Here is a 14,937-nt window from a genome sequence, read left to right as displayed (position 1 = left end):
GTGGCGGTCGGGTGGCAGATTGCATCAGACGCGGTCGCGAAGCCAGTTGACGAAGCGGGCAAATTTGCCGTTTCCGCGCTCCGGGCCAGGATCAATATCGAGCAGCGGGCGGCCTTCGCCCGTGCCCCATGCGACAAGTCCCAGCGTTGTCGCAAAATCGGGACCTTGCGCGGTTTCTGGCAAGCCGCGCACCATCGCGGGGCGTCCGAGGCGCACGGGACGGTCGAGAATTTGTGCGGCCAGTTCGCGGAGTCCCACGAGCTGACTCGCACCGCCGGTGAGTACAACGCGCGAACCTGCATCGCGGCCGAGCGCGGCGGCGTTCAGCCGGTCCCGCACCAGCTCCAGCGTCTCCTCGATTCGCGGCCTGATGATGTTGACGATGCTGGCGCGCGGGATGCTGACGAGATGATCGTCGTCCTCGCCGACCTGCGGCACGTTCACCATGGTCTTCGCATCGTCGCCGCCATTCAGCGCGCTGCCGTCGAGAATCTTGATCCGTTCCGCATGCGCGATCGGCGTGGCCAGGCCACGGGCGAGGTCGTTGGTGACCTGCCAGCCGCCGACGGGAATCTGCGCGGTGTGCAGCAGATGCCCCTCGCCATAGACGGCGATGCTGGTGGTGCCGCCGCCCATGTCCACCACCGTGGCGCCCAACTGCCGCTCATCCTCAACCAGCACGGAGAGGGCGGAGGCGTAGGGCGCCGAGACCAGCTCCTCCACCTCCAGGTCGCAGCCATGCAGGCATACGCCGAGGTTGCGCAGCGAGGCGGAAGCGGCATCGACGAGGTGCATCTGCGCCACCAGCGCCTCGCACACCATGTTGCGCGGATCCTCGACGCCGGACGTGGCATCGATGGTGAAGCCGAGCGCCGCGGCATGCACCGTCTCGCGCCCGTCATCGACGGCGCGGCGGCGGCCCTCGCCGAGCACGGCGCGCAGATCCGCATCGACCACGGCGCGGCCGCCGATCGGCCACTGAATATTCATCAAACGTGAGCCGGGCTGGCCGCAGGAGAGGTTGACGATGGCGCCGGCCAGCTTGACCTCCGCGGCATCCTCCGCCTGCGCCACGGCGGCGCGGATGCACTGCTCGGCCTCGTGCAGATCGACGATGTTGCCGCCCTTGATGCCGCGCGCGCGCTGCCAGCCGCAGCCGAGGATGCGCGCCTGTCCGTCATTCTCCACGCGCGCGATCAGGCAGACGATCTTGGTGGTGCCGATGTCGAGCACGCCGAAGGGGCCGCTGCGCGCGCGCCGGCGGCGCGGTGCTGCGGGGGCTCCGGGCGGCGGCTCGGCGGTGGCGATGCGAGGCGGGTTCCTCATCCGCGGCTGCTCCCGCCGCGGCGTTTCGGCGGCTCCGCGATCGGCTCCGGCGCCGGGTTCTGCCGCACCACCAGCCGGTCCGGCAGGCGCAGGTCGATCGCCACCAGCGGGCGGTCCAGCAGCGCGCTGCTGCGCTGCAATTCGCCCAGCCGCTGCACCGCCGCCGCCTCGTGCGCCTCGGGCAGCAGCACGTCGGTGCCATTGTGCAGGCGCAGGTTCCAGCGGCGCTCGTTCACCAGCACCAGCGCCTGCACGCGGCGGCGCACCTCGGGCTCGCGCGAGAGCGCGTCATACAGCGTGGCGCCGAGCTTGTGCGCACCATCGCCCACCAGCAGCGGCAGGGGCCCGAAGGCATCCAGCGTGTCGGCCGAGACGACGCGGCCGTCGCGGTCCACCACCGCGAACTCGCCCTGGCGCTGCCAGATGGCGAAGGGCTTCCGCTCATGGATCTCGATCAGGATGTTGCCCGAGAGATGGCGCTGCACCTCGGCCTGCTCAATCCAGGCGATGCTCTCCAGCCGCGCCTTGGCCTGGGTCGGCGAGAAGGCCAGCAGCGGGTCGCCGCGGCCGACGCCGATGGCGGCGCGGATCAGCTCGCGCGGCGTGTTCTGCTGCCCGCGCACGACGATCTCGTTCACCGTCAGCCCGGCGGCGCCGGCGACCTCGGCCATGTTCTCGCCAAGCCAGGCAAAGCGGCCCGCCGGGTCCAGCGCCGACACCGTCACCGCGCCGGCGCCAACGAGGCCGAGGCCGAGCAGCGCGTAGAGCGCCGGGCGCAGCAGGCCGCGACGGCGGCGCAGCCAGAGGCGCAGGCTGCTCGGCCGCTGCGGCGCCGCCATGCTGGGGCGCCCGCCATCGCTGGAGAGGCGCGTGCGGTCCTCCGCGCGGAGGCGGGCGGGACTACGGGCCATGGCGTGCCTCCTGCACCAGCCAGGTGCAGAGCTCGGGGAAGCTGATGCCGCGATAGGCCGCCTGCTCCGGCACGAGGCTGGTCGGCGTCATGCCCGGCTGGGTGTTTACCTCCAGCAAGGCGAGGCGGCCGGTCGCGTCGTCGTAGCGGAAGTCGGAGCGGCTGACACCGCGGCAGCCCAGCGCCTGGTGCGCGCGCAGCGCCGCGTCCATCGCCGCCTGCGCCACCGCGTCCGGGATGGCGGCGGGGATGGTGTGGCGGCTGCCGCCATCGGCATACTTCGCGTCGTAGTCGTAGAACACGTGGCCGGTGCCGATCTCGGTAACGGCGAGCGGGCGGTCGCCCATCACCGCCACGGTCAGCTCGCGCCCGGCGATGTATTCCTCGGCCATGATCTGCCGGCCGAAGCGCCAGCCGCGGGCGATCTCGGCGCGGCGGTTGTCGCCATCCTTCAGGATCTCGACGCCGACGGAGGAGCCCTCGTTCACCGGCTTCACGACATAGGGACGGTCGAGCGGGTCCTCGGCCGCCAGCTCCTCGGGCGTCACCACGCGGTGCTCGGCCAGCGGCAGGCCGTGCGCGGCGAACACCGCCTTGGCGGCGGACTTGTCCATCGCCACCGAGGAGGCGCGCACGCCGGAATGGGTGTAGGGAATGCCGAGCCAGTCCAGCACGCCCTGCACGCAGCCATCCTCGCCGAAGCGGCCATGCAGCGCGTTGAACACCGCATCCGGCTTCGCCCGCTGCAGCGTGGCGATGAGCGTGGCGAGGTCGCCCGTCACCTCGACGGGCGTGACCTCGTGCCCCGCCTCGCGCAGCGCGGCGATGACCTGCCGTCCCGTGGAGAGCGAAACCTCGCGCTCGGTGGAGATGCCACCGAACAGGACAGCGACATGGCTCATGCGGCGGGTTCCCCGATGCGCTTGATTTCCCACTCCAGCGTGACGCCGGACTGCGCGGCGACGCGCGCCCGCACCGTCTCGCCCAGCCCCTCGAGGTCGGACGCCGTGGCGGCGCCGAGGTTGAGGAGGAAGTTGCAATGCTTCTCCGACACCTGCGCGTCGCCCTGGCGCAGGCCGCGGCAGCCGGCGGCGTCGATCAGCGCCCAGGCCTTGTGGCCCTCGGGATTCTTGAAGGTGGAGCCGCCGGTGCGGGCGCGCACGGGCTGGCTCTCCTCGCGCGCCGTGCGGATGGCCAGCATCCGCGCGGCGATCGTGGCCACGTCGCCCGGCACGGCGCGGAAGCGCGCGCGCACCACCACGCCGCCCTCGGGCAGGGCGGAGCGGCGATAGGCGAAGCCCAGCTCGGCGGCGGAGAGGCGCAGCAGCCCGGCGGGCGTCGCCACCTCGGCCCAGTCCAGCACGTCCTTCACTTCCGCGCCGTAGGCGCCGGCATTCATCGCCACCGCGCCGCCGATGGCGCCGGGGATGCCGCTGAGGAATTCCAGCCCGCCAAGGCCGGCGGCGGCGGCATGCTCGGCCACCGTCATGTCGAGCGCGGCGGCGCCGGCGACGATGCCGTCGGCCTCCACCACGATGTCGGAGAAGCCGCGCGCCAGCTTGAGGACGATGCCGCGCAGACCGCCATCGCGCACGAGCAGGTTGGAGGCGGCGCCGATCACCGTCAGCGGCAGGTGCGCGGGCCGGTCGCGCAGCAGCAGCAGCAGGTCGTCCACATCCGCCGGGCGCACGAGATACTGCGCCGGCCCGCCCACGCGGAACCAGGTGAAGGGCGCCAGCGGCGCCTCCGCCTGGACGCGGCCGCGCAGCGGCGGCAGGGCGAGGGTGGCGCTGTCCGGCATGGCGCGGCTCACCGGACCCCCCCGGCCATGCGCGGCCCGCGCGGCTGCAGCTCGGCCAGCTTCTCCGGCAGCGCATGCGCCCAGGCGGTGATGTTGCCGGCGCCGAGGCAGACGACATAATCGCCCGGCTTGGCGATGGCGTTGATCATCTCCGGCAGGCTGTCCGGCCCGGGCAGCGGCACCACGCTGCGGTGGCCATGCGCGCGCAGGCCATCGACCAGCGAGTCACGGTCGGCGCCGGGGATGGGCTGCTCGCCGGCGGCATAGACATCGGCCACGATCACGGTGCCGGCGTCGTTCATGCACTGGCAGAACTCCTCGAAGAGCTGCTTCAGCCGCGAGTAGCGGTGCGGCTGCACCACGGCGATGACATCGCGCGCGCCGGCCTGCCGCGCCGCCTTCAGCACGGCGGCGATCTCCACCGGATGGTGGCCGTAATCGTCGATCACCTGGATGCCGTTGGTCTCGCCCACGCGGGTGAAGCGGCGCTTGACGCCCTTGAAGCCGGCCAGCGCCGAGCGGATGGTGCCCTCGTCGATGTCCATCTCGATGCCGACGGCGATGGCGGCCAGCGCGTTCTGCACGTTGTGCTGGCCGAGCATCGGCAGGCGCATCGGCTTCAGGCTGCGGCTGCGGCCGGTGGCGCGGTCCTGCACGATCACCTCGAAGGTGGCGCCCATGCGGTCGGTGATCAGCCGCTCGGCGCGCACATCGGCCTGCGGTGAGAAGCCGTAGGTGATCAGGCGGCGGTCGATATGCGGGATCATCGCCTGCACGTTGGGGTGGTCGGCGCAGAGCACGGCGAAGCCGTAGAAGGGGATGTTGCCGACGAACTGGGCATAGCCCTGCTTCATCGCCTCCTCGGTGCCCCAATGGTCCAGGTGCTCCGGGTCCATGTTGGTGACAACGGCGGCGACGGCGGGCAGGCGCAGGAAGGAGCCGTCGCTCTCATCCGCCTCCACCACCATCCAGTCGCCCTCGCCGAGGCGGGTGTTGGTGCCGTAGGCGTTGATGATGCCGCCATTGATCACGGTGGGGTCGAGCTTGGCGGCCTCCAGCACGGTGGCGACGAGCGAGGTGGTGGTGGTCTTGCCATGGGTGCCGCCGATGGCGATGCCCCATTTCAGCCGCATCAGCTCGGCCAGCATCTCGGCGCGGCGCACCACCGGGATCAGCCGCTGGCGGGCGGCCACCACCTCGGGGTTGTCGCGCTTTACCGCCGTCGAGATGACGACGACCTGCGCGCTGCCGAGATTGGCGGCGTCGTGCCCCACGGTGACGGCGATGCCGGCGGCGCGCAGGCGCTCGACATTGTAGCCCTCGGCGATGTCGCTGCCCTGCACCGTGTAGCCGAGATTGTGCAGCACCTCGGCGATGCCCGACATGCCGATGCCGCCGATGCCGACGAAGTGGATGGGACCGATATTCAGCGGCAGGGCGCGCATCACGAGACTTCCTGAGAGCGGCGCGCCGTGGCGCGCGCGAGAACGAGATCGGCCAGCCGCGCGGCGGCATCCGGCGCGGCGAGGCTGGCGGCGGCGGCGGCGGCCTGGGCCAGCGCCTCCGGGGAATCGAGCAGGGCGGCGAGCTTCTCCGCCAGCGCCTGCGGCGTGCAGGCGGGCTGCGGCATCACCACCGCCGCGCCGCTGGCGGCGAGGGCCCGGGCATTGGCGCTCTGGTGGTCGTCGATGGCGTGCGGCAGCGGCACCAGCACGGCGCCGCGCCCGGCGCAGGCCAGCTCCGCAACCGTGGAGGCGCCGGCCCGCGCCACCACCAGATGCGCCGTGCCGTAGAGGCCGGCCACGTCGCCGAAGAAGGGGGCGAGCTCCGCCGGCACGCCGAGCGCCTCATAGGCGGCGCGCACGCGGGGCAGGTCCTCCACCCGGCATTGCTGCACCACGGAGAGGCGGCTGCGCAGCGGTGCCGGCAGCAGCCCCACCGCTTCCGGCACCACGTCGGAGAAGATGCGGGCGCCGAGGCTGCCGCCGATGACGAAGAGCCGCACCGGGCCCTGCGGCGGGGTGAAGCCCTGGCCCGCCAGCCCGGCCAGCGACGGGCGCACCGGGTTGCCCACCACGGCGGTGGTGGTGCCGGCCGGCACGCGGGTGGTGTCGGCGAAGGAGAGGGCCAGCATGTCGGCGCCGCGCGCCAGCAGCCGGTTGGCGCGGCCGAGCACCGCGTTCTGCTCGTGCAGGATGGTGGCGGGGCGTCGCGCGGCGGGCAGGGTGCGCGCCGCCAGCAGCGGCGGCACGCAGGGATAGCCGCCGAAGCCCACCACCGCGGCGGGGGCGAGGGATTGCAGCAGCCGCCGCGCCTGCATGGTGCCGGCGGCCAGCGCCACGGCACCCTCGGCCGCGCGCTTCAGCCCGCGCCCGGCGAGGCCGGCGCCCTTCAGCACGAAGCGCTCCGCCTGGGCGAAGGCGGGGCTGCTGTAGTCGGCGCTGCGCGCATCGGTCATCAGCGCGATGCGGTGGCCGCGCCGCAGCAGCTCCGCCGCCAGCGCCTCGGCGGGAAAGAAATGCCCGCCGGTGCCGCCGGCGGCGATGACGATGGGGGCGCCGCTCATGCCTCCTCCGTCCGCGCGAGCCGCCGCCGCGTCATGGCCAGCAGCATGCCCATGCCGAGCGCCACCGCCACCACCGAGGAGCCGCCATAGGAGACGAAGGGCAGCGTCATGCCCTTGGTCGGGATCAGGTGCAGCGCCGAGCCCATGTTGATGAAGGCCTGCAGGCCGAACTGCGTCAGCAGCCCGGTGGCGCCGAGGATGATGAACATGTCCTTCTCGCCCAGCAGCCGCAGCAGGCCGCGCAGCACGACGAAGCCGAACAGCGCCAGGATCAGCAGGCAGATGGCCAGCCCGAATTCCTCGCCGGCGACGGCGTAGACGAAGTCGGCATGGGCGTCGGGCAACATGCTCTTCAGCCGGCCCTCGCCGGGGCCGACGCCGAGCAGCCCGCCATGGCCGAAGGCCTCCATGGCGATCTGCACCTGGTAGGTGTCGCCCGATTGCGGGTCGAGGAAGCGGTCGATGCGCGACTGGAAGTGCGGCAGCACGAAATAGGCGCCGACGCCGCCCAGCACGCCGGCGATGCCGGCGCCGGCCACCAGCGCCAGGTTGATGCCGGCGACGAAGAGCTGGGCGCAGAACACCGAGCCGATGACGATGAGCATGCCCATGTCCGGCTGCTTCACCAGCACCGCCGCCACCACCACGAACAGCGCGCAGGCGGCGGCGGTGGCGCGCCAGCCCATGCTGCGCGCCTCGGAGAGCAGCCAGGCGGCGACCACGGCGAAGAACGGCTTGAGGAACTCGGAGGGCTGCAGGGTCATGCCCGGAAGGTGCAGCCAGCGCCGCGCGCCCTTGATCTCGACGCCCATGGAGAGCGTCGCCGCCGTCATCAGCAGCGCGCCGAAAAAGCCGAGCAGCGCCAGGCGCCGCACCTGCTTCACCGGCAGCAGCGAGATGGCCACCATCACGCCCGTGGCCAGCGCCAGGAAGAAGACCTGCTTGAGGATGAACAGGTCGCGCGAGCTGGCGCCGATGCGCTCGGCCACGCCCGGGCTGGCGGCCAGCAGCATGACATAGCCGAGGCCGACCAGCGCCAGCAGCGCCGCCAGCGTCCACCGGTCGACCGTCCACCACCAGCGGCCAAGCACGGAGGTATCAGCGCGGGAGAGGGCCATCACACGTCCTCGGGCATGGCGGCGACGAGGGCGCGGAAGGCATCGCCGCGCGCATCGAAGCCGGTGAACTGGTCGAAGCTGGCGCAGGCGGGGGAGAGCAGCACCGTGCCCACGCCCTGCCGCCGCGCCGCGTCCCGTGCCGCCGGCACCGCCGCCGCCAGCGTGCCGGCCACCTGTACGGGCACGCCGTGCGCCGTGAGGGTGGCGGCGAAATCCTCGGCGCTCTGGCCGATCAGCACCGCCTCGGCGATGCGCGGGAAGAGCGGCGCCAGGCTGTCGATACCGCCCGCCTTCGGCACGCCGCCGCCGATCCAGACGACGCGGCCGTAGCTGGCCAGCGCGCGCGCCGCGCTGTCGGCGTTGGTGGCCTTGCTGTCGTTGACGAAGGCGATGCCGCCACGGCTGCCCACGCGCTCCTGCCGGTGCGGCAGGCCGGGGAAGCTGGCGAGGCCGGCGGCGATCTCGGCGCGGGAGAGGCCGAGATGCAGCGCCACGGCGGCGGCCGCGGCGGCGTTCTGCGCGTTGTGGCTGCCGGGCAGGGCGGGCGCGGCGTCGAGATCGGCGATCGGGCCGGAAGCGTCGCGCAGCGTGCGGCCCTCCGCCCAGACGCCGCCCGGCTGCGGGGCGAGGCCGGAGATCGGCGCCACCCGCGCCGCGCGGCCCTGCGCGAAGGCGGCGGTCTCCGCGTCGTCCATGCCGATCACGGCGAGGTCGCCGGCGCCCTGGTGGTCGAAGATATGCGCCTTGGCGGCGGCGTAGCCTTCCATGCCGCCATGCCGGTCCAGATGGTCCGGCGACAGGTTCAGCAGGATGGCGGCATCGAAGTGCAGCGCATCGGTGCGCTCCAGCATGTAGCTGGACATCTCCAGCACATAGGCACCGCCGTTGCCGAGCAGGGGCAGGCCCAGCGCAGCGGGGCCAAGGTTGCCGCCCACCTCCGCCACGCGCCCGGCCCGCAGGAGCAGGTGGTGCAGCAGCGCCGTGGTGGTGGATTTGCCATTGGTGCCGGTGACGCCGATGAAACGCGCATGGCTTCCGGAGGCGCGCACGGCGCGGAACAGCAGCTCGGCGTCGCACAGCACCGGCACGCCGGCGGCCCGCGCGCGGGCCGCGGCCGGGTGCGGCTTCGGCAGGGTGTGCGGGATACCGGGGGAGAGCAGCAGCGCGTCGAAAGGGAAGCCCGCCGCCGCGCAGGGATCGCCCACCGGCAGGCCAGCGGCGACGGCGGCCTCGCGCGCGGCGCCGCCATCGTCCCAGCAGAGGATCTCCGCGCCCCAGCCCATCAGCCGCCGCGCCGAGGGCAGCCCGGCGCGGCCGAGCCCGACCACGGCGATGCGCTGCCCGGCGAAGGGCGCGAAGATGGCGGCAGGGGAGGGGGCGGGGAGGCTCATCTCAGCGGATCTTCAGTGTGCCGAGGCCGACGAGCGCCAGGATCATGGCGATGATCCAGAAGCGGATGACGATGGTGGGCTCGGCCCAGCCCTTCTTCTCGAAATGGTGGTGCAGCGGCGCCATCAGGAACACCCGGCGGCCGGTGCGCTTGAACCAGAAGACCTGGATGATGACGGAGACCGTCTCCACCACGAACAGCCCGCCGACGATGGCCAGCACCACCTCGTGCTTGGTGGCCACCGCCACGGCGCCGAGCGCGCCGCCGAGCGACAGGCTGCCCGTGTCGCCCATGAACACCTTGGCCGGCGGCGCGTTGTACCAGAGGAAGCCGAGCCCGGCGCCGATCAGCGCGGAGAGGAACACCGCCAGCTCCGAGGTGCCCGGCACGCCGTTCAGCTGCAGGTAGTCGGCGAAGAGGCGGTTGCCGACGAGGTAGGAGATGAGGCCGAACACGCCGGCGGCCAGCATCACCGGCACGGTGGCGAGGCCGTCCAGCCCGTCGGTCAGGTTCACCGCGTTGGAGGCGCCCATCATCACCAGCATCCCCACCAGCGGGAAGAGGATGCTGAAATTGATCATCGCCTCCTTGAGGAAGGGCATGGTCAGGTGGCTGGACAGCTCGGGCGGCATGAGCTGCGTGATCCAGATGGCGGCGGCGAGGCCGACGCCGGCCTGCACCACCAGCTTCGCCTTGCCGGAGACGCCCTTGGTGTTGCGCTTGGTGACCTTCAGCCAGTCGTCCCAGAAGCCCAGCGCGCCATAGCCCAGCGTCACCATCAGCACGGCCCAGACGAAGCCGTTGCGCAGGTCCGCCCAGAGCAGCGTGGCCGGCACCAGCCCGAGCAGGATCAGCACGCCGCCCATGGTGGGCGTGCCCTTCTTGGTCAGCAGGTGCCCTTCCGGCCCGTCGGTGCGGATCGGCTGGCCGCCATTCTGGAAGCTGCGCAGCCAGCGGATCACGGCGGGGCCGAAGAACAGGGTGACGAACAGCGCCGTCATGCAGGCCGCGCCGGCCCGGAAGGTGACGTAGCGGAACAGGTTGAACAGGAAGAACCCGTCCGCGTACGGGGACAGGAAATTGTAGATCATGAATGCGCCCCTTCGCGCACCCCAGGCCGCATGTCCTGGGATGCCGATGTCAGGGCCCGGACCACCACCGCCATGCGGCTGCCCAGCGACCCCTTCACCAGAATGACATCGCCCGGACGCACGGCCTGCCGCACCAGCGGGGCCAGTTCATCGCTGCTGTCCCGATGCGCGCCGCGCCGGTTCTCCGGCAGGGCGTCAAACAGGCCGCGCATCAGTGCACCGCAGCAAAATACCACATCCGCCCCGGCCAGAACATCGGGGAGCAGGGATGCGTGCAAAGCGGGGCCGTGCTCGCCCAGCTCCCGCATGTCGCCGAGCACGGCGATTCGCCGCCCGCCCGGGCCGGGGCGCTGCGCCCCCAGCACGCCGAGCCCGGCGCGCATGGCGGGGGGCTGGCCGTTGTAGCTGTCGTCGATCAGCAGGGCCGGGCCGCCCGGCAGGTCCAGCGCCACGCGCCCGCCGCGCCCGGCGCCGGGGCGGAACTCCGCGAGCGCCGCCAGGAAGGCGTCACGCCCGGCGCCCAGCGCCTCGGCCACCGCGATGGCGGCCAGCGCGTTCAGCGCCAGGTGCCGCCCCGGCGCCGCGAGATGCAGCGTGTGCGCCGCGCCGCGCAGGGAGAGTTGCGCCACCCCGCCCTCGGCCGCGCCCTCATAGCCGAGCAGGCGGTATTCCGCCGCCGCATCCGTGCCGAAGGTGATGGCGCGCAGCCCGGCGGCCTCGGCGCGGGCGGCGAGGCGGGGGAACATGGCGGCGTCGCGCGGCAGCACCACCGGCGCGCCGGGGGCGAGGCCCGCCATGATGTCCGCCTTCTCCTCGGCGATCTCCTCGAGCGAGCCGAGATGGCCGATATGCGCCGCCTCCACCGTGGTGATGGCCGCCACATGCGGCCGGGCGAGGCGCGCCAGCGGCGCGATCTCGCCGCGGTGGTTCATGCCGATCTCGAGCACGCCGTATTCCGCCTCGCGCGGCATGCGGGCGAGGGTGAGCGGCAGGCCCCAGTGGTTGTTGTAGCTGGCCACCGCCGCATGGGTGCGGCCCAGCGCTGAGAGGCCGTGGCGCAGCATCTCCTTGGTCGTGGTCTTGCCGACGCTGCCGGTGATGGCGGCCAGCCGCGCCGTGCTGCGCGCGCGGCCCGCGACGCCCAGCGCCTGAAGGCCCGCCAGCGTCTCGCCCACGCGCAGCAGCGGCGCTCCGGGCGCCACGCCCGGCGGGTCGCGGTCCACCAGCGCGGCGGCGGCGCCGCGCGCCAGGGCGTCGGCCACGAAATCATGCCCGTCCCGCACATCGCGCAGCGCCACGAACAGCTCGCCCGGGCCGGTGGCGCGGCTGTCGATGCCGACGGAGGCGATCTCCAGCCCGTCCAGGCCAGCGCCTTCCAGGATGCCGCCGGTGGCCTCGCGCAGCTCGGCCGCGGTCCAGAGGGGGGCGCTCATGCCGCCACCCCCGCGAGGCGGCGCACCACCTCGGCATCGTCGAAGGGGTGCACCACGCCGGCGATGGTCTGGCCCGGCTCATGGCCCTTGCCGGCCACCGCCAGCACGTCGCCCGGCGCCAGCGCCGCCAGCCCGGCGGCGATCGCTGCCTCCCGGTCGCCGATCTCGGTGATCTTGGCGCCGCCCGCCATGCCGGCGCGCACGGCGGCGCGGATGGCGGCGGGGTCCTCGCTGCGCGGATTGTCGTCGGTGAGGATGGCGTGGTCGGCGAGGCGGGCGCAGACCTCGCCCATCAGCGGGCGCTTGCCGCCGTCGCGGTCGCCGCCGGCGCCGAACACCACATGCAGCCGCCCCGTGGTGTGCGGGCGCAGCGCGGTGAGCAGCCGCTCCAGCGCATCCGGCGTGTGGGCATAGTCGACATAGGCGGCCGCGCCATTGGGCAGGCGGGCGGCCAGCTCCATGCGGCCGCGCACGCCGACGAGCCGCGGCAGCAGCGCCAGCACCGTGTCGGCCGCCATGCCGGTGGCGATGGCGAGGCCGGCGGCGAGCAGCACATTGTCCGCCTGGAAGCGGCCGGGCAGGGCAAGGGCCACCTCGGCGCGGCGGCCGAAGGCCTCCAGCACCATCTCCTGGCCGTCGGGGCGCGGGGTCTGGCGCAGCAGGCGGATCGCCTCGCCCGCCTCGCCCACGGTGTGGAACTTCAGGTGGCGGCGGCGTGCGATGCCGCGCAGCGCGGCGAGGATCTCGGGCGCCATGTCGGCATTGGCCACGGCGGCGTCGCCCTGGTCGAGCAGCGTGTCGAACAGGCGCAGCTTGGCGGCGGCGTAGGCCTCCATGCCGCCATGGTAGTCCAGGTGGTCGCGCGTCAGGTTGCTGAAGCCGGCGGCGGTGAGCATCAGCCCATCGAGCCGCCGCTGCTCCAGCCCGTGCGAGGATGCCTCCAGCGCCACGCTCTGCACGCCCGCGCGGGCGAGCTGCGCCAGCATGGCGTGCAGCGCCACCGGGTCCGGCGTGGTGAGGGAGGCTGTCTCGGGGAAGCCCGGCGCGCGCAGGCCGAGCGTGCCGAGCGAGCCGGCCTTCACCCCCGAAAGCGCCCATAGCTGGCGCAGGAAGTCCACCGTGCTGGTCTTGCCGTTGGTGCCGGTGACGGCGACGATCCGCGCCGGCTGGGTGCCGTGGAAGGCGGCGGCCATGCGGGCGAGTGCGCGGCGCGGGTCGGCATCGGTCAGCAGCGGGCGGGGCGGCACGCCGGCGGGCCATTCGGTGCCGTCCGGCGCCAGCACGGCGCCGGCGCCGCGCGCCACGGCCTCGGCGATGTAGGCGCGGCCATCCTGCCGGGCGCCGGGCAGCGCCGCGAACAGGTAGCCGGGCGCCACCGCCCGGCTGTCCGCCGTCAACCCCGTGATCGGCAGCCCCGCGAAGGGAATGGCGGTGGCCGGGCGCTGCGATCCGAGGGCCTGGCGCATCAGGTCAGCGAGTTGCAAGGCTCGCCTCCCGCCGCGGAACCGGCGCGGACGGGTCGGCCGAGGTCATGCGCAGCGGCACGGGCGGCGGCAGGCTGCCGGGGCTGGCCGGCATGTTGGGCATCGGCACCGCGCGCGCGGCCGGCCCGGCTGCAGCGGGATCTCGGTGGCGGCGACGATCGCCGGGTTGGCCGGGTCCTCCGGCACCAGCCCCAGGATGGGGGCGATGCGCGAGATGACGGTGTGCGCCGCCGGCGCCGCCACCCAGCCGGCGGTGGCGTAGCCATGGCTCTTGGCGTTCGGCGTCGGCTCGTCGACCATGACGTAGAGCGCGTAGCGCGGCGCCTGCATCGGGAAGGCGCCGACGAAGGCGGCGATGCGCTTGTTCATGATGTAGCCGCCGCGCGGGCCGGTCTTCTGCGCCGTGCCGGTCTTGCCGCCGACGAAGTAGCCCGGCACCTCGGCATTCTTGCCCGAGCCGTCGGTGACGACGAGGCGCATCAGCCGGCGCATCGTCTCGCTGTTCTGCTCGCTGATCAGCCGCGTGCCCTCGCGCACCGTGCCGGGCGGCTGGGCCAGCAGCGTCGGCGCCCGCAGGATGCCGCCATTGGCGATGGCGGAGACGCCCGTCACCACATGCAGCGGCGTGACGCTGATGCCGTGGCCGAAGGAGATGGTGAACATGTTGATGTCGCGCCAGGAATTGGCGGGCGGCACCAGCGGCGCGGCGGCTTCGGGCAGCTCGATCGGCGTGCGCGCCAGCATGCCGGCGCGCTTGAGGAACTCACGCTGCCGCGCCGGCCCGAAGGTGGCCGCCATGTGCGCGGCCCCCAGGTTCGACGAGTAGGCGAGCATCTCGGGGAAGGTGATCCAGCGGTTCTTGCCCTTGTAGTCGCTGATCGTGAAGCGGCCGTAGCGGATCGGGCGGGAGGCGTCGAAGCTGCTCGTGTTGACGTTGGCGGTGCCGTATTCCAGCGCCGCCGCGGCGGTGAACAGCTTGAAGGTGGAGCCCGGCTCGTAGACGCCGACCGTGGCGCGGTTGAAGCGCTGGTCGGGCGTGGCGCCGCCGATGTCGCCCGCGTCGTAGTCGGGCAGGCTGACCATCGCCACCACCTCGGCGGTGTTGATGTCGAGCACCACGCCGGCGCCGCCGATGCCGCTGAAGTCGCTGATCGCCTGGCTCACCGCGTCGCGGAGCGCGAGCTGCACGCGCACGTCGATCGACAGCTTCAGCGGCGTGTCGCGCTCGGTGCGCAGCCGCTCGTCGAAGCGGCGCTCGATGCCGGAGAGGCCGTTGCCGTCCACGTCCACATTGCCGAGCACGTGCACGGCGGCACGGCCCTGCGGGTAGTAGCGGCGCTCCGCCTCCTCGAAGTCGAGGCCGGCGATGCCGAGGTTGATGATGCCCTGCTGCTCGCGCGGGGTCAGGGCGCGGGCGACGTAGACGAAGCCGCGGTCGCCCGAGAGGCGCTCGATCAGCCGGTCGCGCTCGATCTGCGGCAGCACCGTGCGGATGCGGTCGGCGACGTGCTCCTTGTTCTCGATGACGCGTGGATTGGCGATCAGCGCCGTCACCGGCAGGGAGATGGCCAGCATCTCGCCGTTGCGGTCGGTGATCGGCGCGCGGCTGGCGGCGTGCTGCGCGGGCGGCTGCAGCGCGCGCACCGCGGCGTTCAGCCGCTTCGGCTCGGCCGGCATCACCACGGTGGACCAGGTGGCCTTCGCCGCCACGGCCAGGAACAGCGTGCCGAAGCCCAGCGCCGCGATCACCAGCCGGCCGCGGCTGCGCTCCAGCTGCGCGCGGCGGGCGAGGTCGGGCTGGGTGACGCGCACGACCAC

The 14,937-nt window shown here is 73.2% G+C and carries 12 protein-coding genes; all 12 read right to left on the bottom strand.

Annotated features, from left to right (window positions below; translation table 11 throughout):
- Positions 1 to 24 precede the first annotated feature (24 nt).
- Positions 25 to 1,326, bottom strand: coding sequence for a cell division protein FtsA (gene ftsA, locus ACZJYS_RS07690; RefSeq protein WP_109516086.1), 1,302 nt, complete (start codon positions 1,324 to 1,326; stop codon positions 25 to 27).
- Positions 1,323 to 2,237 (bottom strand): cell division protein FtsQ/DivIB, encoded by a 915-nt coding sequence (locus tag ACZJYS_RS07685; RefSeq protein WP_493176932.1) that lies wholly within the window; start codon positions 2,235 to 2,237, stop codon positions 1,323 to 1,325. The genes ftsA and ACZJYS_RS07685 overlap by 4 nt, the downstream gene beginning before the upstream one ends.
- The gene (locus ACZJYS_RS07680; RefSeq protein ID WP_109516085.1) at positions 2,227 to 3,138 is read right to left on the bottom strand and encodes a D-alanine--D-alanine ligase; all 912 of its coding nucleotides are present in this window, start codon (positions 3,136 to 3,138) and stop codon (positions 2,227 to 2,229) included. The genes ACZJYS_RS07685 and ACZJYS_RS07680 overlap by 11 nt, the downstream gene beginning before the upstream one ends.
- Positions 3,135 to 4,037 carry a UDP-N-acetylmuramate dehydrogenase gene (gene murB, locus ACZJYS_RS07675; RefSeq protein WP_493176930.1) on the bottom strand — a complete coding sequence of 301 codons (903 nt, stop codon included), beginning with the start codon at positions 4,035 to 4,037 and terminating at the stop codon, positions 3,135 to 3,137. Before murB ends, ACZJYS_RS07680 begins: the two co-directional genes overlap by 4 nt.
- Before the next feature lie 8 nt (positions 4,038 to 4,045).
- Complete coding sequence (gene murC / locus ACZJYS_RS07670) at positions 4,046 to 5,482, bottom strand: UDP-N-acetylmuramate--L-alanine ligase (protein ID WP_379652243.1); 1,437 nt, start codon at positions 5,480 to 5,482, stop codon at positions 4,046 to 4,048.
- Positions 5,482 to 6,603 (bottom strand): undecaprenyldiphospho-muramoylpentapeptide beta-N-acetylglucosaminyltransferase, encoded by a 1,122-nt coding sequence (gene murG, locus ACZJYS_RS07665; RefSeq protein ID WP_493176926.1) that lies wholly within the window; start codon positions 6,601 to 6,603, stop codon positions 5,482 to 5,484. The genes murC and murG overlap by 1 nt, the downstream gene beginning before the upstream one ends.
- On the bottom strand, positions 6,600 to 7,721 hold the full coding sequence (locus tag ACZJYS_RS07660) for an FtsW/RodA/SpoVE family cell cycle protein (protein ID WP_109516081.1): 1,122 nt from the start codon (positions 7,719 to 7,721) through the stop codon (positions 6,600 to 6,602). The genes murG and ACZJYS_RS07660 overlap by 4 nt, the downstream gene beginning before the upstream one ends.
- Complete coding sequence (murD, locus tag ACZJYS_RS07655) at positions 7,721 to 9,112, bottom strand: UDP-N-acetylmuramoyl-L-alanine--D-glutamate ligase (RefSeq protein WP_493176923.1); 1,392 nt, start codon at positions 9,110 to 9,112, stop codon at positions 7,721 to 7,723. The genes ACZJYS_RS07660 and murD overlap by 1 nt, the downstream gene beginning before the upstream one ends.
- Before the next feature lies 1 nt (position 9,113).
- On the bottom strand, positions 9,114 to 10,202 hold the full coding sequence (gene mraY, locus ACZJYS_RS07650; protein ID WP_109516079.1) for a phospho-N-acetylmuramoyl-pentapeptide-transferase: 1,089 nt from the start codon (positions 10,200 to 10,202) through the stop codon (positions 9,114 to 9,116).
- Complete coding sequence (locus ACZJYS_RS07645) at positions 10,199 to 11,635, bottom strand: UDP-N-acetylmuramoyl-tripeptide--D-alanyl-D-alanine ligase (protein WP_493176922.1); 1,437 nt, start codon at positions 11,633 to 11,635, stop codon at positions 10,199 to 10,201. Before ACZJYS_RS07645 ends, mraY begins: the two co-directional genes overlap by 4 nt.
- Complete coding sequence (locus tag ACZJYS_RS07640; protein WP_493176956.1) at positions 11,632 to 13,101, bottom strand: UDP-N-acetylmuramoyl-L-alanyl-D-glutamate--2,6-diaminopimelate ligase; 1,470 nt, start codon at positions 13,099 to 13,101, stop codon at positions 11,632 to 11,634. Before ACZJYS_RS07640 ends, ACZJYS_RS07645 begins: the two co-directional genes overlap by 4 nt.
- Before the next feature lie 63 nt (positions 13,102 to 13,164).
- The coding region (locus ACZJYS_RS07635) for a peptidoglycan D,D-transpeptidase FtsI family protein (protein WP_493176921.1) at positions 13,165 to 14,937 on the bottom strand (1,773 nt) is incomplete at its 5' end.

The sequence above is a fragment of the Roseomonas sp. TS2 genome, assembly GCF_058833935.1.
This window is presented reverse-complemented; position numbering and strand designations above follow the sequence as displayed.